At 73.0% G+C, this 17,789-nt stretch carries 20 protein-coding genes; 15 read left to right on the top strand and 5 right to left on the bottom strand.

Annotated features, from left to right (window positions below; genetic code table 11):
- The first annotated feature begins 287 nt into the window (after positions 1–287).
- Positions 288–1,394 (top strand): NYN domain-containing protein, encoded by a 1,107-nt coding sequence (locus tag ACFVWU_RS40380; RefSeq protein ID WP_387630633.1) that lies wholly within the window; start codon positions 288–290, stop codon positions 1,392–1,394.
- 77 nt (positions 1,395–1,471) lie between these two features.
- On the opposite strand, the gene ACFVWU_RS40375 is transcribed toward ACFVWU_RS40380, so the two are convergent.
- Together ACFVWU_RS40375 and ACFVWU_RS40370 are read right to left on the bottom strand one after the other, a co-directional pair.
- Positions 1,472–2,311, bottom strand: a complete 840-nt coding sequence (locus tag ACFVWU_RS40375; RefSeq protein ID WP_387630631.1) for an ABC transporter permease — start codon at positions 2,309–2,311, stop codon at positions 1,472–1,474.
- A gap of 9 nt (positions 2,312–2,320) precedes the next feature.
- Positions 2,321–3,253: an ATP-binding cassette domain-containing protein gene (locus ACFVWU_RS40370; protein WP_387630634.1), complete on the bottom strand. Its 933-nt coding sequence runs from the start codon at positions 3,251–3,253 to the stop codon at positions 2,321–2,323.
- 226 nt (positions 3,254–3,479) lie between these two features.
- Between ACFVWU_RS40370 and ACFVWU_RS40365 the strand changes: the two genes are divergently transcribed.
- Together ACFVWU_RS40365 and ACFVWU_RS40360 are read left to right on the top strand one after the other, a co-directional pair.
- Positions 3,480–4,478: a methyltransferase gene (locus tag ACFVWU_RS40365; RefSeq protein WP_387630629.1), complete on the top strand. Its 999-nt coding sequence runs from the start codon at positions 3,480–3,482 to the stop codon at positions 4,476–4,478.
- Positions 4,475–5,638 carry a hypothetical protein gene (locus tag ACFVWU_RS40360; RefSeq protein ID WP_387630627.1) on the top strand — a complete coding sequence of 388 codons (1,164 nt, stop codon included), beginning with the start codon at positions 4,475–4,477 and terminating at the stop codon, positions 5,636–5,638. Before ACFVWU_RS40365 ends, ACFVWU_RS40360 begins: the two co-directional genes overlap by 4 nt.
- A 20-nt stretch (positions 5,639–5,658) precedes the next feature.
- Here ACFVWU_RS40360 and ACFVWU_RS40355 read toward each other — a convergent pair whose 3' ends face one another.
- Positions 5,659–6,888 (bottom strand): sensor histidine kinase, encoded by a 1,230-nt coding sequence (locus ACFVWU_RS40355; protein WP_387630625.1) that lies wholly within the window; start codon positions 6,886–6,888, stop codon positions 5,659–5,661.
- A 21-nt stretch (positions 6,889–6,909) separates the two neighbouring features.
- On the opposite strand from ACFVWU_RS40355, the gene ACFVWU_RS40350 reads away from it, so the two are divergent.
- Complete coding sequence (locus tag ACFVWU_RS40350; RefSeq protein WP_387630623.1) at positions 6,910–7,455, top strand: hypothetical protein; 546 nt, start codon at positions 6,910–6,912, stop codon at positions 7,453–7,455.
- Positions 7,456–7,477: 22 nt separating this feature from the next.
- On the opposite strand, the gene ACFVWU_RS40345 is transcribed toward ACFVWU_RS40350, so the two are convergent.
- On the bottom strand, positions 7,478–8,224 hold the full coding sequence (locus ACFVWU_RS40345; RefSeq protein WP_387630620.1) for a thioesterase II family protein: 747 nt from the start codon (positions 8,222–8,224) through the stop codon (positions 7,478–7,480).
- 374 nt (positions 8,225–8,598) lie between these two features.
- On the opposite strand from ACFVWU_RS40345, the gene ACFVWU_RS40340 reads away from it, so the two are divergent.
- From ACFVWU_RS40340 to fabG, 11 genes are all read left to right on the top strand, one after another.
- A complete protein-coding gene (locus ACFVWU_RS40340) occupies positions 8,599–8,817 on the top strand; it encodes an MbtH family protein (protein ID WP_387630618.1) in 219 nt (72 codons plus the stop codon).
- 85 nt (positions 8,818–8,902) lie between these two features.
- Positions 8,903–9,154 (top strand): acyl carrier protein, encoded by a 252-nt coding sequence (locus tag ACFVWU_RS40335; RefSeq protein WP_387630615.1) that lies wholly within the window; start codon positions 8,903–8,905, stop codon positions 9,152–9,154.
- A 46-nt stretch (positions 9,155–9,200) separates the two neighbouring features.
- On the top strand, positions 9,201–10,451 hold the full coding sequence (locus tag ACFVWU_RS40330; RefSeq protein WP_387630613.1) for a beta-ketoacyl-[acyl-carrier-protein] synthase family protein: 1,251 nt from the start codon (positions 9,201–9,203) through the stop codon (positions 10,449–10,451).
- A complete protein-coding gene (locus tag ACFVWU_RS40325; RefSeq protein ID WP_387630611.1) occupies positions 10,448–11,578 on the top strand; it encodes a beta-ketoacyl synthase N-terminal-like domain-containing protein in 1,131 nt (376 codons plus the stop codon). The genes ACFVWU_RS40330 and ACFVWU_RS40325 overlap by 4 nt, the downstream gene beginning before the upstream one ends.
- Entirely contained in the window at positions 11,575–12,474 is a 900-nt protein-coding gene (locus tag ACFVWU_RS40320) for a beta-ketoacyl synthase N-terminal-like domain-containing protein (RefSeq protein ID WP_387630608.1), read from the top strand. Before ACFVWU_RS40325 ends, ACFVWU_RS40320 begins: the two co-directional genes overlap by 4 nt.
- Complete coding sequence (locus tag ACFVWU_RS40315) at positions 12,471–13,226, top strand: alpha/beta fold hydrolase (RefSeq protein ID WP_387630605.1); 756 nt, start codon at positions 12,471–12,473, stop codon at positions 13,224–13,226. Before ACFVWU_RS40320 ends, ACFVWU_RS40315 begins: the two co-directional genes overlap by 4 nt.
- A gap of 32 nt (positions 13,227–13,258) precedes the next feature.
- Positions 13,259–14,266 (top strand): hypothetical protein, encoded by a 1,008-nt coding sequence (locus tag ACFVWU_RS40310; RefSeq protein ID WP_387630603.1) that lies wholly within the window; start codon positions 13,259–13,261, stop codon positions 14,264–14,266.
- Positions 14,263–15,357: a beta-ketoacyl synthase N-terminal-like domain-containing protein gene (locus ACFVWU_RS40305; RefSeq protein WP_387630601.1), complete on the top strand. Its 1,095-nt coding sequence runs from the start codon at positions 14,263–14,265 to the stop codon at positions 15,355–15,357. The genes ACFVWU_RS40310 and ACFVWU_RS40305 overlap by 4 nt, the downstream gene beginning before the upstream one ends.
- A 43-nt stretch (positions 15,358–15,400) precedes the next feature.
- Positions 15,401–15,802, top strand: coding sequence for a 3-hydroxyacyl-ACP dehydratase FabZ family protein (locus ACFVWU_RS40300; protein WP_387630598.1), 402 nt, complete (start codon positions 15,401–15,403; stop codon positions 15,800–15,802).
- Positions 15,799–16,323, top strand: coding sequence for a 3-hydroxyacyl-ACP dehydratase FabZ family protein (locus tag ACFVWU_RS40295; RefSeq protein ID WP_387630595.1), 525 nt, complete (start codon positions 15,799–15,801; stop codon positions 16,321–16,323). The genes ACFVWU_RS40300 and ACFVWU_RS40295 overlap by 4 nt, the downstream gene beginning before the upstream one ends.
- Positions 16,320–17,063, top strand: coding sequence for a 3-oxoacyl-ACP reductase FabG (gene fabG / locus ACFVWU_RS40290; RefSeq protein ID WP_387630593.1), 744 nt, complete (start codon positions 16,320–16,322; stop codon positions 17,061–17,063). Before ACFVWU_RS40295 ends, fabG begins: the two co-directional genes overlap by 4 nt.
- Positions 17,064–17,077: 14 nt before the next feature.
- Here fabG and ACFVWU_RS40285 read toward each other — a convergent pair.
- On the bottom strand, positions 17,078–17,789 hold a 712-nt coding region (locus tag ACFVWU_RS40285), incomplete at its 5' end, for an RNA-guided endonuclease TnpB family protein (protein ID WP_387630591.1).

Raw genomic sequence — 17,789 nt, 5'->3', positions numbered from 1 at the left:
GGACCTCGACTGACCGCCCCGGGCGGGGGTGGTTACCGCCCCCCGGGCCCGCCCGACCACGGGTGCCGCCGGTGCCCGACAGGGGGGGCACCGGTCCGTCGTTCCGGGCCCCGGCCCACCCGGCCCACCGGCTTATCCGGCCCGCGCTGCCATCGGGCCGAGGGGTCCCCCGATCGGCCACGGCCAGGATCTCCCGATCGGGAGATGTGCCCGGCCGGGTCCCGACGGCAGGCTAGAACCACACCGACCAGACCGCCCCCGGGCGGTGGGAGAAGAGGATGTCCGTCATGGCCGAAACAACCGCCGAAGCGCGCCGGGAGGAAGCCCCGGCCGTCACCGTGAAGGCCACCGGCCGTCGCTGGTGGAGCAAGTGGCCCGTGTGGTCCTCGTACCTCACGGTGGCCTGGTCGGCGCTCTACGGGCTGGCGAACCTCTACTGGGCCCTGGGCGGCGCCGGCTTCCCCTTCGAGAAGACCGACAACGACCACGCCTCGGCGTCCGTTCTGGAACCCAGCAGCGCCTCCGTGGTGGCGCCGGTCCTGGCGGCGTTCTGCGCGGTCGGTGTGGTGGTCGGGGTGCTGATGATCCGGGACCGGGGGACCGGCCGGGAGCGCAAGGCCCTGCTGGCCTACGGCTGGCTGGCCGCCTGCCTGCTGACCTTCGTGATCCCCGACTACTCGCTGCTCGGCCTGCTGGTGTTCGCGCCGCTGTTCCTGGTGTTCGCCTTCACCGGAGTGCCGGGCGGCAAGGAGATCGGCGACATCCTCTACTGGCACCGCGACAACATGGTCATCGTCTTCGTCGGCGGCCTGCTCTGGGGCGCGATGACCCTGGCCTACCAGCGCCGCACCGCCGGCCAGTGCGTGCGGTGCGGACGCGGTGACCGCGCCGCGGCGGCCTGGACCGCGCCGGCCGCGGCGCTGCGCTGGGGCCGCTGGGCGGTGTGGGTGTCGGTGATCTCGACCCTCCCGTACGACATCACCAGGCTCGCCTGGTACTTCGGCTGGCCGCTCGGGATCAGCGACGCCTTCCTGAAGGAGATGCAGGACACCCCGTACATGCTGGGGATCGGCCTGGGCCTCGGGATCGTCTCCACCCTGGGCAGCCTGCTGACCCACGGCCTGACCGCCAAGTGGGGCGAGGTGTGGCCGCGTTGGGTGCCCTTCAAGCGGGGCAAGCGGATCCACCCGGCCACCGCGATCGTCCCGGCCTCGATCGTGGCGATCGTCCTCATCCCCGGCGGGATGATGAACATCCGCCACTACGACGCCGCGATGCCGGGCACCAACGGCCCGGGCATCTTCTGGATCCTCTGGGGCGCGGCCCTGGGCGCGGCCACCTACGCCTACTACCTGCGCCGCCGCGGCGAGTGCAAGTACTGCCACCGGGGCTGAGCCCGGAACACGCGAAGCGGCCCGGAACCGATGGACGGTTCCGGGCCGCTTCGCGTGCGGGGGAGGGGCGTCGGGCCTCACGTCGTCCGGCGGAAGCTGCGGATCGCCAGCGGCGCGGTGAGCGCCGCGATCACCAGGCAGATCGCCAGCGGGGTGAGCACCGTCCCGGCCGAGAAGTGGCCCATGCTGAGGTCCCGGGCCGCCGTGATGGCCCGCGACATCGGGTTGACCTTCGCGAAACCGCTCATCCAGCCCGGCAGGCTGTCGGCGGGCACGAAGGCGTTGGAGGCGAACAGCAGGACCAGGTTGACGATGCCGCCGATCGGCTGCAGCGCCTCCGGGCGGCGCAGCCAGGAGGACATCGCCATGAAGACCCAGCCCAGCGACCAGCTCAGCACCACCGCGATCAGCAGGCAGCCCGCCGCGCCGGCCACCCCGCCCTTGGGGTCGAAGCCGAACACCAGCGCCCCGGCCACCAGCAGGACCACCATGTTGACGCCGCTGAGCACCGAGTCGGCGATGCTGCGGCCGATCAGCACCGAGGAGGGGTGGATGGGCATCGCCCGGAAGCGCGCGATGATCCCGTTGTTCAGCTCGGTGGTGAGCGCCACCCCGGACTTGAGGCCCGCGCTCACCGCGCTGCTGACCACGAAGGCCGGCAGCAGGTAGTCGATGTAGCTGACGCCGGCCGGGAAGGCGGACGTCTGCGAGACGCTCTTGAAGACCTGGCTGAAGACGGTCAGCATCAGTACGGGTTCCAGCACGCCCGGCAGGACGATGGCCGGATCGCGCAGGACGCGCAGTGAACGCCCGGACAGCACGGCGATCTGCCGGGCCGCGCTCGAGCCGCGGTAGCTCGGGGTGCGCGCGGCGGTCCGCTCCGCGGGGACGTCCGGCGCCTTGGTCAGCAAGCTCATGGGGATTCCCTAATCCGTGGGCGACTGGTGGTTCAGGGCCAGGTACACGTCGTCGAGCGTCGGCTCGGCGTAGGCGAGCCCGGTGAGCTCGGCCTGCGCCTCGTCGGCGGCCCGCACGACGGTGGCGATCTCGGTGGAGTCCCGGACCGGGACGGTGAGCGCCGGGCCGTCCTCGTCCTGCGGCACGGGCGCCAGCCCGGCCCGCCGCAGGGCGTCGGCGGTGCGCTGCCGGTCGTCCTCGCTGCGCAGGGTGACGCTGACCGTCCCCGGGCCGGTCCTGGCCTTGAGCTCCTCGGCGGTGCCGGAGGCGATCACCCGGCCCTGCGCGAGCACCGCGATCGAGTCGGCGAGCTGGTCGGCCTCCTCCAGGTACTGGGTCGTCAGCAGGACGGTGGCACCGTCCCGGACCAGTCGCTGGACGATGTCCCACAGGCCGCGCCGGGCCACCGGGTCGAGCCCGGTGGTCGGCTCGTCCAGGAAGATCACCTCCGGCCGGCCGACCAGGCTGGCCGCCAGGTCGAGCCGGCGGCGCATCCCGCCCGAGTAGGTCTTGGCGCGGCGGCGCGCGGCGTCGGTCAGCTGGAACACCTCCAGCAACTCGTCGGCGCGGGCGGCCGCTTCGGTCCGGGACGCGCCGAGCAGCCGGGCGATCAGCACCAGGTTGTCGCGGCCGGAGAGGGTCTCGTCGACGGAGGCGTACTGTCCGGTGAGGCCGATCCGGCGGCGTACGTCCTGCCCCTCCCGGACCACGTCGTAGCCGGCCACCCGCACCTGACCGGCCGACGGCGGCTTCAGGGTGCTCAGGATGCTGACCAGGGTCGTCTTACCGGCCCCGTTGTGGCCGAGGAGCCCGAGTACGGACCCCTTCGGCACGCTGAGATTCACATCGTCGAGGGCGGTCACCGACCCGAAGGTCTTGGTGAGCCCGGCGACTTCGACCATCACTGCATTCACGCAGGGTGTCCTTCGCTCGGCGGTTGCGGATCCAGGGCGAACCGCACCATCGAACAGCAGTGGAAGGCCGGGTAGCGGGCCACTCTCAATTCTTCTATTCGGCCCGTGGAATAAATGTGCGAGCGATCATCGAAATCTTCACTACAGGATTCCGGCCACCCGTCCGCCGGTGCCACGCTGACCGTCGATCGCCGTCCAGTACCGAGAGGGAACGATGACCTCGACCATTCTCGATCACGCCGTATTCGGCGTGTTCTCGACCCACGCCCTGCATTTGGCCGACAAGTACGGTGTCTTCGTCCACCTGGCGGCCGACGGGCCGGCGACCCCGGCCCGCATCGCCGAGGCCCGGGGGATCGACCAGGACACCCTGGAGCGGCTGCTGCTGGTCCTGACGGCGGTGTCGGTCGTCGAACGGGACGCCGACGGCGCCTACCGTCTCGCCTCCGGCACCAAGGACCTGCTCGACCCCGAACATCCCCGCTACATCGGCGACTTCGTGCGCCATCTGGTCGTCAACACGACCGGGCAGCTGGAGCGGCTCGACGCCTACCTCGCGGTCGGCAAGGCCGTCGCGGACCGGGACCGCCCGGCCGTGTTCGACTCGATCTACCGGGACGAGGTCGCCACCGGCGAGTTCCTGGAAGCCATGTGGAACCTCAGCTTCGGGGTGTCCCAGGAGCTGGTCCGTCTCGCCGCCCTCGACGACGCCCGCACCCTGGTGGACGTCGGCGGGGCCAGCGGCGCCTTCGCGGTGGCCGCGCTCTCGCACTACCCGCGGCTGTCCGTGACGGTCTTCGACCTGCCGCAGGTCGGGCCGTTCCTGGACCGTACCCGTCGGGCCGAACAGCTCGAGGACCGGCTGCACTTCGCCCCCGGCGACTTCTTCCGCGACCCGCTGCCCGAGGCCGACTGCCTCTCCTTCGGCTACATCCTCTCCGACTGGGACGACGCGACCTGCGTCGAGCTGCTGCGCAAGGCCCACGCCGCCTGTGCCCCCGGCGGCCGGGTGCTGTTGATGGAGCGTCTGTTCGACGAGGACGGCGGCCCGCTGCCCACGGCCGTGATGAACCTTTCGATGCACGTGGAGACCGAGGGCCGGCACCGCACCGCCGCCGAGTACACCGCGCTGCTGGAGGCCGCCGGCTTCGCCGACTGCACCGTGCACCGCTCCAGCTGGGACAAGCACCTCGTGGTGGGGAGGAAGCCGTGACCGTCGTCAGTACCGACCGCACGCTGCTGACGCACCGGCAGCGGGAGCTGGCGGAGCTCCAGCGCAGACAGGGCCGGGCCGGGCTGAGCCCGGTCGACGCGGCCGAACTGGGAGCCCTGCACGACGCCCTGCCGGAGACCGCCACCGGCACCGACCAGGTCACCCGGCTGCTCACCCGCTCGCTCAGCCTGGACCTGCCGATACCCGAGTACTACCGCTACACCTGCATGCACGCGTACGGCTGGTTCCTGGACCTCTTCCCGGACGATCCGGTCGCGGGCGCGCTGCTCGGCCTGCACACCACGCTGACCGACCTGCTGGAGGTCGAGCGCGAGGCCCGGGACGCGGGGGTGCGGCAGGAGTGCGCCGACGAGCGGATCAAGCGCCTCGACGACCTGTTGCTCACGGTGCGCGGCACCGTGGTCGGCCCGCTGTTCCGGGCCGGGATCGGTGACCTGGTGGACCGGGCGGCGCTCGACCCGGAGCTGGCCCGCCGCACCGGGCTGCTCGCCGAGTCCAGCCGCTTCCCGCGCTCCGGCCGGCCCGAGGAGCACGTCTTCCTCCGCTCGGTGCAGTCCTGCGAGCTGCTGTTCTTCCTGCTGCGCCGGCTCGCGGTCGAAGTGGTCGCCGCCCAGGAGGAGTTCCCCGCCCGGGCCGCGACCAGGCTGGAGCTGGCCGTGACCTGCGCCCGGCTGCTGCGCGGGGTCTTCCACATGCTGCTCACCCTCACCCCGGCCGGGTTCATGACCTTCCGGGAGGCCACCGGGGCGGCCAGCGCGGTGCAGTCGCTGAACTACCACGCGATGGAGATCTCGATCTACGGCTACGACCCGCGCAAGGAGGCGGTCTTCGACTCGATCGGCCACCTCGGCGTGCTCAACAGCCCCGAGATCAGGGACCACCAGCCGCTGTCCGCCGCGCTCGCGGACACCACCGACCCGCGGCTGTCCGCCGACTGGCACGAGCTGGACCGGGTGCTCTCCAAGTGGAGGGGCGCCCACTACCGCTTCGCCCGCACCTACCTGCCCGCCGACAAGCCCGCCTCGGGCGGCACCGACGGCGCCGCGTACGTGAAGCGGTTCATCAAGAAGGACGCCTGCGTGGCGGGGGCCGATCCGTTCAGCGGGCTGCCGCTGCTCTCCGGCTTCCTCTACCACTGACCCGGTTGCGGCCGACCGGGCTACCAGCGCCCCAGCGGGAAGGCGGCCAGCACCTGCCAGCCGTCGGAGCCGTGCCGCCCGGCCCGGAAGGTGCCGCCCAGCGCGGCCACCCGCTCCTCCAGGCCGGCCAGCCCGGTGCCGCCGCCGCGCCGCCCGGCGCCCAGCCCGGCCTCGATGATGGCCGGCGCCCCGTTGACCACCTCGACCACCAGGGAGAGGTCCGCCCCGCCGCCCTCGGTGCGCACCGACACGCGCACCGAGGCGGCGGAGTTGGTGTGCCGGCGCACGTTGGTGAGCGCCTCCGAGACCATCCGGTGGGCGGTCGCGGCGACCTCGCGCGGCACCGCGCCGACCGCCTCCTCGTCGAGGAGGAGCTCGTAGACCACCTCGGAGCGGATGGACACCCGGAAGCGTTCGACCAGGTCGGCGATGTCGGCCAGGCCGTACGGCACGGTGCGCGCCTCCTGGGGGTCGGCGTCCGGCCCGGCGGGGGCGTCGGCGGGGGAGTCCTTGAGCATCAGCACGGTCCGGTCCAGCGAGGCCAGGGCCTGCAGCCCGCCGGCCTCGATCCGCTGGAGCAACGGCAGCAGCTGCTCGTTCGCGCCGCCCACCACCTGGGCGGCCTGGGCCAGCACCACGATCCCGGACACGTCATGAGCCACGAAGTCGTGCAGGTCGGCGGCCAGTTGCAGCCGCTGCGCGGAGCGGGCGTCGCGGACGGCGCTGCGCCGACGCGAGTCCAGCGAGCGCAGGTAGCCGCCCACCACGGCCGCCGCCCCGCAGACCAGGACGAACATCGAGCTCTGCCCCAGGACCTCCAGCACGCTCGGCGGCACACCGAGGCGCAGCGGGACCAGCGCCTCGGCGACGGTCAGCAGCAGGCCGGCCGTGACCGCCTGGCGGACCGGTGCGAAGCGCACCACCAGCACCATCAGGACCAGCAGCACCACCAGGTCGATCAGGGTGGTGATGCCGGTGTAGCCGAGCGACTCGGGCGAGCGCCCGAGGAAGGTCCCGACGGCGGAGACGGCCGCGACCGCCGCGGCGGTGGGCACCAGTCGCGGCCCGGCCGCCGGCCACCAGCCGATCAGGGCCACGGTGGGGACGACCGTCGCCACCATGGGGACGACGACGGTCCAGCCGGCCGCCGGCAGGGCGAGCGCGGCGGCGAGCACCGTCACCACCATGACGGTCACGCAGAAGGTCCTGACGGGGGTGGAGCCGAGGCGCCCCCGGAGGTTGATGGCCATCTCGGCAGTCTAGATACGGAGATGACCAGCATGGAGCGCGGGTCGGAATTGGCGCGGCTGCTGCCCGAGTGGCACTTCCGGGAGGTCCACCGGCTTCCCGTCGGGGCGCCGGCGGAGGCGGTGATGGCCGCCGTGTACCGGACCACCTGGCCCGAGGCGCCGCTCGCCCGGGCGCTGATGGCGATCACCGGGGAGGACGTCTCGCCCGGGCGACGGATCGTCACCGACTCGCTGGCCGCGATGGGGGAGGTGGTCCCGGCGGGGGAGCGGGAGTTCCTCTTCGTCGGGATCCAGGGCCTCGGCGACACCCCCCGGCCCGAGGGCTCGGTCCTCGACCTGGTGACGGGCTGCGCGGAACCCGGCATCCTCAAGGTCGGGATGAACGTGCGCTTCGCCGACGGCGTGCTGAGCACCGAGACCAGGGTGCTGGCCACCGACGAGGCGACCAGGCGGCGGTTCCGGCGCTACTGGCTGGTGATCCGCTTCGGCAGCGGGCTGACCAGGACGTCGATGCTGCGCGCGATCCGCGTCAACGCGCGGCGCGACCAGGCGGGTTCGCCGAGCTGAGGCCCGCGCCGGGCCCGCGTTCTCAGCCCCGTCGGGCCGGGTGCGGCGCGGTCAGGACCTCGGGCAGCCGGGACCAGACCTCCGGCGTGTAGAAGTGCCCGCCGGGCAGCCGGCGGACCTCGAACGGCCCGGTGGTGAGCGGCCGCCAGCGTTCCGCGGCGGCCGCGTCCACGGCGTCCCGCTCGCCGTACAGGACCTGGAGCGGCACCGAGACGGCCGTACCCGGCCGCCACCGGTAGCTGTCGACCACCCGCAGGTCGGCGCGGAACACGTCCGCGGCCATCTGCCGCAGGTAGGGCTCGTCCAGGACCTCGGCCGGCACCTGGCCCACCGCGCGCATCCAGTCGACCAGTTCGGCGTCGGTGTCGCGCGGATCCGGCGTGCCGTCCGGCTCGGCGCCGGCCTCGCTCGGCGCGTCGGCAGCGGAGACCACCAGGGCCTCGGGCGCCGGGCCGGCCCCGCGTTCCAGCCGGTGGGCGAGGTCGAAGGCGACCCACGCGCCCATGCTGTGGCCGAAGAGGGTGAACGGCCGTGGCGCCAGGGCGCGCACCGCCGTCGTCGCCTCCGCGAGGAGGGCGTCCCAGTCGGCGGCGAACGGGGTGGTGAACCGCCCCTCCCGGCCCGGATAGCAGTACAGGACCAGCTCCACCTCGGCGGGCAGCGCCTCGGCCCAGGCCCGGAACACCGAGACGCCGCCCCCGCAGAAGCTGAGGCAGACCAGCGTCCGGTCGGCCCGGGGGCGGGGCAGTGGGGTGAACAGCGGCTGCACGGGCTCTCCCTGACCGGTCGTCGGGCGTACGGAGCTGTGACGGTAGCCCCTGACCGGCCCGGCCGCCCCCGGGCGGCGAGAAATTCTTGATGCCCGGGCCGGCCCGCGGCCCGCGCCGGGTGCCGGTGCGGTGACGCGGGGTGGTGGAAGTGCGGGGGAAGCGCGCCGCGGGCGTACCGGAGGACGCTTTCCGGCCCGGTTTCGGCGGCCTCGGGAGGGCCTGCCCGCGAACGCACAACACGGCATTGAATTCTTTTCATTGCAATCTCTCAAACGCCGTTCCCAAATCCCGGACGGGAAGCCCTTGTTCGGTTGCCGGACGGGTGGTTGAGTTCGAGCAGAATCGGATGACAGCGACAGGGAGTGAAGTCTCGATGGCCAATCCATTCGAGGACGACAATGCCGACTACTACGTGCTGCTGAACGACGAGGGGCAGCATTCCCTGTGGCCGGCCTTCGCCGAGATTCCGGCGGGTTGGACCGCCGCGCACGGTGTCGCGCCCCGGCAGGAGTGCCTGGACTACGTGAACGAGCACTGGACCGACATGCGCCCGCGCAGCCTCGCCGAGGCCATGGCGGCCGACGCCGCCTGACCGGACCGGCACCACGCCCGCAAGAGCAGCAGGACCCGCACGACCCGCAACGCCCGCTCCATCACTTTCCCGCCAAGGAGAACCCATGTCCACCCTGACCGACGACCGCCGCTCCGCCGTCAAGGAGATCGTCTGCGACATCCTCGAGCTCGACGAGGACGAGGTCAGCGACACCAGCCTCTTCATCGAGGACCACGGTGCCGACTCGCTGCGCGCGATCGAGATCCTGGCCTCGCTGGAGAAGGAGTTCGGCATCACCATCGACCAGTCCGAGCTCAGCGAGATGGTCAACCTGGAGCGCGTCTACCAGGTCGTCGCGGAGGCGCCCGCCCGCTGACGGACGCCCCGTCCATCACTGGTTCACAGGCCTGAAGGGGATCAGCATGTCCGCAGTACGCCCCGGCACCGGACCCGGGAGGCGCCGGGTGGTGCTCACCGGCGTCGGAGTCATCTCCAGCATCGGTATCGGCGTCCAGGAGTTCACCGAGAGCCTGCGGGCCGGACGCAGCGGCGTCCGCCCGATCTCGGTCTTCGACGTCGAGGGCTTCGCCCACGTCAACGGGTGTGAGGTCACGGGCTTCGAGCCCGAGCAGTGGATCACCCGCACCCCGGTCCGGGAGCTGGGGCGTGCGAGCCGCTTCGCCGTCGCCGCGGCGAGGATGGCGGTCGCCGACGCCGGCCTCGATCCGGCCGAACTCGCCGACCGGCGGGGGCTGATCTCGATCGGCACCACCGACGGCGAGTCCTACGAGCTGGACAAGCTGGTGGCCGCCGAACTCGCCGACGGCCCCGAGCAGATGGACCAGCAGGTGGTCCGGCGGGTCTCCCCGGCCCGGCTGTCCACCGCCATCGCGCAGGAGCTCGGGCTCACCGACGTCGAGGCGCCCACCATCGCGACCGCCTGCTCCGCGGGCAACTACGCGATCGGCTACGGCTTCGACTCGGTGAGCTCGGGCGAGGTGGAGTTCGCCCTGTGCGGCGGCGCCGACGCGATGTGCCGCAAGACCTTCACCGGTTTCTACCGGCTGGGCACCATCGCCCCCGAGTTCTGCCAGCCCTTCGACATCGACCGCAAGGGCATCCTCACCGGCGAGGGAGCCGGCGTGCTGGTGCTGGAGTCGCTGGACTCCGCGCTGGCCCGCGGCGCCACCATCTACGCCGAGGTGCTCGGCTACGGCCTCAACTGCGACGCGTACCACCAGGTCGCCCCGAACGGGGACAGCGTCGCCCAGGTGATGGCTCTGGCCCTGGAGAACGCCGGGGTCAAGCCGGATGAGGTCGACCTGATCTCCGCCCACGGCACCGGCACCAAGGCCAACGACATCACCGAGGCCGGCGCCATCCGCCAGGTCTTCGGGGACGCCACCCCGCGCACCATCTCGCTCAAGTCGATGCTCGGCCACACCATGGGCGCCGCCAGCGCGCTGGGCGCCATCGCCTGCGGCCTGGCCATCACCCACGGCTTCATCCCGCCGACCATCAACCACCGGCAGACCGACCCGGCCTGCGAGATCGACTGCGTGCCCAACCACGCGGTCGAGGCCGACCTGCGGATCGTGCAGAACAACGGCCTCGCCTTCGGCGGCAACAACGCCATCGTGATCCTCGGCAAGTACGAGGAGGAGGCGCGGTGACGTACCCCGTCCTGGGCATGGGCGCGGTCGCCAGCATCGGCGCCGGCCCGGAGGAGATCTTCGAGAGCATCTGCGCGGGCCGCAGCGGTCTGGCACCGCTGCGCGCCTTCGACCGCTCCCGGTTCAAGGCCCAGCAGCTCTTCGAGGTCGACGACCGCGCGCAGGAGGGCGTCGACGAGCCCGGCCGGGCCACCCGGCTGCTGGTCGAGGCCGTCCGGCAGGCGGCCGAGGACGCCGGCCTGCCGGAGGACCTGGCCGGCATCCCCGTCCTGGTCGGCACCGGGCTGCGCGAGCTGCGCTCGCTCGAACTGTGGTGGCGTGACGCAGTGCCGTTCGACGTCGAGGGACTGGACTTCGACCGGGCCCTGCGGGAACGCTTCGGCGCTCTCGACACCCACACCTTCGCCGGGGCCTGCTCCGCCTCCCTCTACGCGCTCGCGCTCGGCTGGGACCTGCTGGAGCTCGGCGAGGCGGAGACGGTCATCGTGGCCGGCTGCGACGTGGTCACCGAATCCATGTACGGCCAGGCCGACCGGGTGCAGTTCGACCCGCCGCCCGCGGTGCTCCCGTTCGACGCGAGCCGGCAGGGCACCATCCTCGGCGAGGGCGCGGCCGCCGTGGTGCTCGGCCGGGGCGCCCCCGCCGGGCGCACCCCGCGGGGCCTGCTGCGCTCCGTCGCCGTCAACTGCGACGCCCACCACCAGACCGCGCCCGACGAGAGCGGCATCGCCGTCGTCGTCCGGGAGGCCCACCAGCGGGCCGAACTCGGCCCCGACGGGATCGACCTGGTGGTGCTGCACGGCACCGGCACCCCGCTCAACGACCGCACCGAGGCGACCGTCACCGCCGACGTCTTCGGGGACGCCCGGCCGGCCCTGACCGCGATCAAGTCGCTGACCGGGCACACCTCGGGCTCGGCCGGGCTGCTCAGCCTGATCGTCGCCCTGAAGAGCCTGGAGACCGGTGTCGTCCCGCACATCGCCCAGCTGACCGAGCCGCTGCCCGAGGGCGCCGGCCTGCGGCTGGTGACGGACCGTCCGCTCACCGAGCCGGTACGGACGGCCCAGGTCAACAGCTTCGGCTTCGGCGGCGTCAACGCCGTCGCGATCGTGGAGGGGGCCGCGTGACCAGCACTGTCACCGCCGTCACCGGGGTCGCAGTGGCCCTGCCCGGCGCCGACGAACCCCGCGCCCTGCTGCACCCCGCCGTACCGGGCGCCGACCCCGTCGACCCGGCCGTCCTGATCGGCCGCAAGGGCCTGCGTTTCAAGGACCGGGCCACCCAGGTCGGGCTGCACCTCGGCTACGCCGCGCTCACCGACGCGGGGCTGTTCAGGGACGGCGCGACCACCGTGCCCGCCGAGCGGATCGGCGTGGCGGTCAGCTCCAACCTCGGCAACGTCGACACCGTCTGCCGGGCCGTGGAGACCATCGCCAAGGAGTCCACCTCGGCGCTCAGCCCGATGGACACGCCCAACGCCTCCAGCAACATCATCGCCTCCGAGACGGCCATCCGCTGGGGCCTGCGCGGGCCCAACCTGACGCTGTGCAACGGCCGTTCGTCCGGACTGGACGCGCTCCGCTGGGCCCGGCTGCTGCTCGCCGCCGGCCGTGCCGACCACATGCTGGTGATCGGCGTCGAGCCGGACAACGAGATGACCCGCCGGCTGGTCGGCGGCCCGGTGGCCGACGGCGGCGCCGCCCTGGTGCTCAGCCGGACCCCGGCCGGGCCGGTCCGGGCCCTGCTCGGCCCGGCCGTACGGACCGCCGACCCGGCCGCCGTTGCCGCGGAGCTGACCGCCCGGGCCCCGGGCGGACGGCTCTGGCTGACCGCCGACGGCAACCCCGCCCCCGAGGGCGCCCGGCCGCTGGACCTCGCCGGCCACGGTGAACTCTCCGGCGCCCACGGCGTGGTGCAGTGCGCCGCCGCCGTCGGCTGGTTCGCCGAGGGGCACCCCGGTCCGGCGTACGTCCAGCTCGGCACCACCGGCCTCGCGCTGCTCGCCCCGGGGGAGACCGCGTGACCAGGGTGGTGCTGCTGCACGGGCTCGGCAACAACGAGCACATCTGGGACGCGCTCGCCGGGCACTGGCGGCCCGGCGTCCGGGTGCACGCGCCTCGGCTGCCCTGGCACAGCGGCGGCATCGCCGGCTGGCGGCACGAGACCGACTCGGCAGGCCTGCTGGAGCGGGTACTCGACGCCGCGCCCGGCGGAGCCGACCTGGTGGTCGCCCACTCGTACAGCTCGATCGTGCTGCTGGAACTGCTCAGCCGCCGGGCCGCCGCGGGCGACCCGCTCGACCTGCCGGCCGTCGTGCTGGTCAACCCCTTCTACCGGGGCGACGCGGACGACTTCCAGTGGGACCTGATCGCCGAGACCCTGGACGACTTCCCGCGCACCATGGCCGAGTCGATCCGGCTGCGCACCACCGACCGCCCGATCGACGCCGAGCTGCTCGCCGACATGGCCCGCCGGATGACCGACTGGATCGGCCCCTACGGCTGGCTCCGGTTCTTCGACAGCTACCTGCGCACCCCGCTGTTCCCGGTGGCCGAGGTGCGGACCCCGGCACTGGTCGTCGGGGGCGCGCTCGACGAGTCGGCGCCCCCCGAGGAGGCCCGCCGCCTCGCCGCCGCGCTGCCCGCCGCCGACCAGCTCGAACTGCCCGGCTGCGGCCACTTCCCGATGCTCCAGCTGCCCGACCGGTTCACCGCCGCGGTGCACGCCTTCATCGACCGGATCCCGCTCCGGGCCGCCCTCGCGCTCGGCACCTGAACCCGCCCCACCCCACTCGAAGGAGTCCGTTGATGGCCCCGACGCTCGATCCCGCCGTGACGGCGCTGCTGGAGACCCCGACCACGGTGCACCTGCGCCCGCTGTTCGAAGGCAACAACATCAGCTTCGCCATCGGCTTCAAGCACATCAACTACCTGGCCGAGCGCGCGGTCCTGGAGCACTTCCGGGCGGCCGGCCTGCCCGCCGGCGAGCTCTACCGCCGGCACGGGCTCGGGTTCGACGTCGTGGACATCCACTCCCGGCTGGGCGCGCTGCTGGCCGTGGACGACGAGGCCGAGGCGGTCGTCACCCCGGCCGTCAAGGACGGCGACGACCAACTGCGCTTCAAGGTCGAGCTGTTCGTCCAGCGCGACGGCGCCCGGCTCAAGTGCGCCGGCTCCACGGTGAAGGTGGTGCTGCGCGTCGACGACCACATCAGGGCCGAGGAGCCCGCGCCGGCCGGCCTGGAGCGCTTCGCCGCCGCCCGGCTCGGCACCGGCGAGCGCCTCGAACTGGCCGCGGTGCCGAAGCCCTACGGCGAGTTCACGGCCGGCCGGGGCACCAGCACGGACCCGGTGCTGGCCGAACTCATCGGCGAGAGCAACGCGTTCGGCTGGCGCTGGCGGATGCCGTACTTCTACTGCCACTTCAACGACCGGGTGCAGATGTCCGGCTTCCTGCGGTTGATGGAGGAGGTCGAGGACCTCTTCCTGGCCGACCGCGGCCTGGCCATCAAGGAGGTGCTGGACGGCCGCGGCTGGATCCCGGTGGTCACCCAGTCCCGGATCCAGCTGCTCGACGAGACCGTGATGGAGGAGGAGCTCTACACCGTCTACACCGTCGAGAGCATCTTCAAGTCGCTGCTCTACACCAACCGGATGGACTGCTACGTGGTGCGCGACGGTGAGCTCGTCAAGACCGCCACCGGCACCATCACCCACGGCTACCTCCACGAGACCGCCCCCAACCAGTGGGAGATGGTCTCGATGGACGAGGCCACCGTCGACGCGCTGAGCACCCCGCGAAAGGTGGAGTCGTGACCGCCCCCGTCATCACCGGCTGGTCGGCGGTCTCCCCGTACGGCATCGGCGCCGAGGTGCTCGCCGAGGGTCTGCGGGCCCAGCGGGCCACCGTCGCCCCGGTCGACACCACCCGCTGGCGGGTGCCCACCTCGCGCGCCCACCTGGTGCCCGACTTCGACCCGCGCAAGGCGCTCGGCAAGAAGGGCACCCGCTCGATGGACCGGGTCACCGGCCTGGCCGTGGCCGCCGTCGGCTCGCTGCTCGACCAGCCCGGCGCCTCCCGGGAGACCGAGACCGGCGAGCGGGCCGCCCTGGTGCTCGGCACCACCACCGGCAGCGCGGCCAGCATGATGGACTTCACCCGCAGCTCGCTGGAGGGCGAGCGCCCGTACGACGTCGACCCGGCCGTGATGCCCAACGCGGTGATGAACTGCGCGGCCGGCCAGTGCGGCATCTGGTACGGCATCAAGGGCCCCAACACCACGCTCGCGGGCGGCCGCGCGGCCGGCCTGCTCTCGCTCAACTACGCGACCCGGCTGCTCGCCACCGGCCGCGCCGACACCGTGCTGTGCGCCGCCGCCGAGGAGTACTCGCCGGCCCGCTACTGGCTGGAGAAGCACAGCCGGGGCGCCGAGGCGCCGGGCGTGCCGCTCGGCGAGGGCGCCGCCGTGCTGGTGGTCCAGCCGCGCGAGAACGTCACCGAGGCGCGCCCGGCGCTCGCCGAGGTGCTCGCCGTGCGCACCCGGGTGGCCCTGGCCGGCCAGGCCCGGGAGGCCCTGGCCGCCTGCGTCCGCTCCGCCCTGGACGCCGCCCAGGCGAAGCCCGAGGAGGTGTGGGCGGCCGTCCCCGGCGACGCCCCCGGCCTGCTCGGCCACCTGGAGCGCGAGGTGCTCACCGAGGCCTGCGGCGGCGCCGCGGTCGACCGGGTGCCCGCGGTCAGCCGGATCGGCGACGTCTCCGCCGCCTCCGGCACCTTCCAGATCGCCATGGTGCTGGCCACCGCGGCCACCGACCCGGCCGCGGCCGGCCGGCTCGCCGTGGTGACCTCCGCCGACCGGGACGGCTCGGTGGCCTGCGCCGTGCTGCGGCTGGAGGCGCCGTCGTGCTGACCCCCGAACAGCCGCCACGACCCCGGAAGGACGGTGCCGCGACATGACCGCCACCCTGCCCCAGGCCAGCCCGGTGCGGGCCGGGATCCGGATCGAGGAGCGCACCGAGGACGGCCTGCCGGCCGCCGCCCGGGTCGAGATCCTCGCCACCGAGCCGGTGTTCGCCGGCCACTACCCCGACTTCCCGATCTTCCCGGGGGTGTGCGTGGTCGACTGCGTCCACCGCGCCGCCACCGACGGCGACCGGGCCCCCGCGCCCACCGCCCTCGCCGCCGTGGAGTCGGCGCGCTTCGCCGGCGCCGTCTACCCCGGGGACACCCTGGTGCTCAGCCTGAGCTGGCGCCGCACCGACACCGGGCTGACCTGCAAGGCCACCGCCGCCACCGAGCGGGGCAAGGCCGCCAGCGTCAAGCTCCGCTACCGCGCCGAGGACGGTGCCCGATGACCGCCCCCGCCACCGCCCTGCCCCGGGTCACCGACCTGCTGCCGCACCGCTACCCCATGCTGCTGGTGGACAAGGTCCTCGACCTCGTCCCGGGCACCGCGATCCGCGCCGTCAAGGCGATCACCCTCAACGAGCCCTGCTACGCCGGGATCTCGCCCGACGCGCCGTTCGACTACCCGCCCGCGCTGCTGATCGAGTCCTGGGGCCAGGCCGCCGGCCTGCTCGCCTCGGCCGAGGCCGGTGCCCCCACCGACCAGGTGATGCTGTTCAGCTCGGTGGCCGACGCCGAGTTCCACTCCCCAGTGCGGCCCGGCGAGCTGATCGAGCACCGGGTGCGGATCGCCCGCACCCTGCCCGACTCGGTGATCTTCGAGGGCACCGCCCACCGCGGCGACGAGACCGTGATGACCGTCGACCGCATGGTGATGGCGTTCCGCCCCGCCACCCTGCTCCGCCCGGACGGGCCCGCCGCGGCGACCCCCGCCGAACCCGTCCCCACCCCCAGAGAGGCCACCCGATGACCGACACCAGGCCCGTGGCGCTGATCAGCGGAGGATCCCGCGGGATCGGCCGGGCCGCCGTGCTCCGGCTCGCCGCCGAGGGCTACGACATCGGCTTCTGCTACCACTCGCGCGAGGAGGCGGCGATCGCCGTCGCCAAGGAGGCCGAGGAACTCGGCGCCCGCGTGCTCCACCGCAGGGTCGACGTCGCCGACGCCGCCGCCGTCCGGGCGTGGGTCTCCGACACCGAGCGCGAGCTCGGCCCGATCGAGGCCGCCGTCACCTCGGCCGGGATCACCCGCGACAAGGGCCTCGTGATGATGAGCGACGAGGACTGGGGCGCGGTGATCCGCACCAACCTCGACGGTGTCTTCCACGTCTGCCGCGCGGTGGCCTTCGCCATGATGAAGCGCCGCCGCGGCAGCATCGTCAACGTCTCCTCGGTGGCCGGCATCTACGGCAACGCCACCCAGACCAACTACGCCGCCTCCAAGGCCGGGATCATCGGCTTCTCCCGCTCGCTGGCCAAGGAGGCCGGCCGCTACGGCATCCGCGTCAACACCGTCGCCCCCGGCTTCGTCGACACCGACATGGTCGCCGTGGTCTCCGAGAAGCTGCGCGACGAGGCCCTCGCGGGCGTCGCCCTCGGCCGGATGGGCACCGCCGAGGAGGTGGCCGAGCTGATCGCCTTCCTGGCCGGCGACAAGTCCGCCTACATGACCGGCTCGGTCGTCCAGATCGACGGTGGGATCGCGCTTTGACATCCTCCCCGCCCTCAAGGGGCGGGGATTCCTCCCGCGCCTGCGGCACGGACGCCCGTGGTTCGCAGGTCGCCGAGGCGGGTTCCCCGTTCGACGGGCCGTGCCTGGCGTGGGATCGCCACGTCGGGACTTACCGGCCCTCCAGGGGCGTTTAGCCTGTCCGCCTGCCCGGTGGCCAGGATGTTTCGAGCAGCGTTGAGGTCACGGTCATGCAGCACACCACACGCACCACAGGCCCATTCGCGTACCGCGAGGGGCTTGGGCCCGTCGCGGTGCCCGCAGTCCGAGCACAGCTGGGAAGACGGGTACGCGCGGTGAACGATGCCGACCGTGCGCCCGTACCGGGCCGCCTTCTCCTCCAGCAGTCGCCGGAAGGTGGACCATCCGGCGTCGTGGACGGACTTGGCCAGGCGGCCTCGGGCGAGGCCGCGCACGTTCAGGTCCTCCAGGTACACCGTTTGGGTTTCGCGGATGATCCTGGTGGTCTGGTTGTGCAGCCAGTCCATGCGGGTGTCGGCCACCTTGGCGTGGGCCTTGGCGACCTTGATGCGGGCCTTGGCCCGGTTCTTCGATCCCTTGGCCTTGCGGGACAGCTCCCGCTGGGCGGCCTTGAGTTTCTTCTCCGCCTTGCGGAGGAAGCGCGGGTTGTCGATCACGCTGCCGTCGGAGAGGACGGCGTAGGTGGTCAGCCCGAGGTCGATGCCGATCTCGGCATCGACCTCGGGC

This window comes from Kitasatospora sp. NPDC058190 (assembly GCF_042883685.1).
Lineage (GTDB): Bacteria > Actinomycetota > Actinomycetes > Streptomycetales > Streptomycetaceae > Kitasatospora.
Note: the sequence above shows the minus strand (reverse complement) of the source record. Positions and strands in the feature narration are given on the sequence as shown.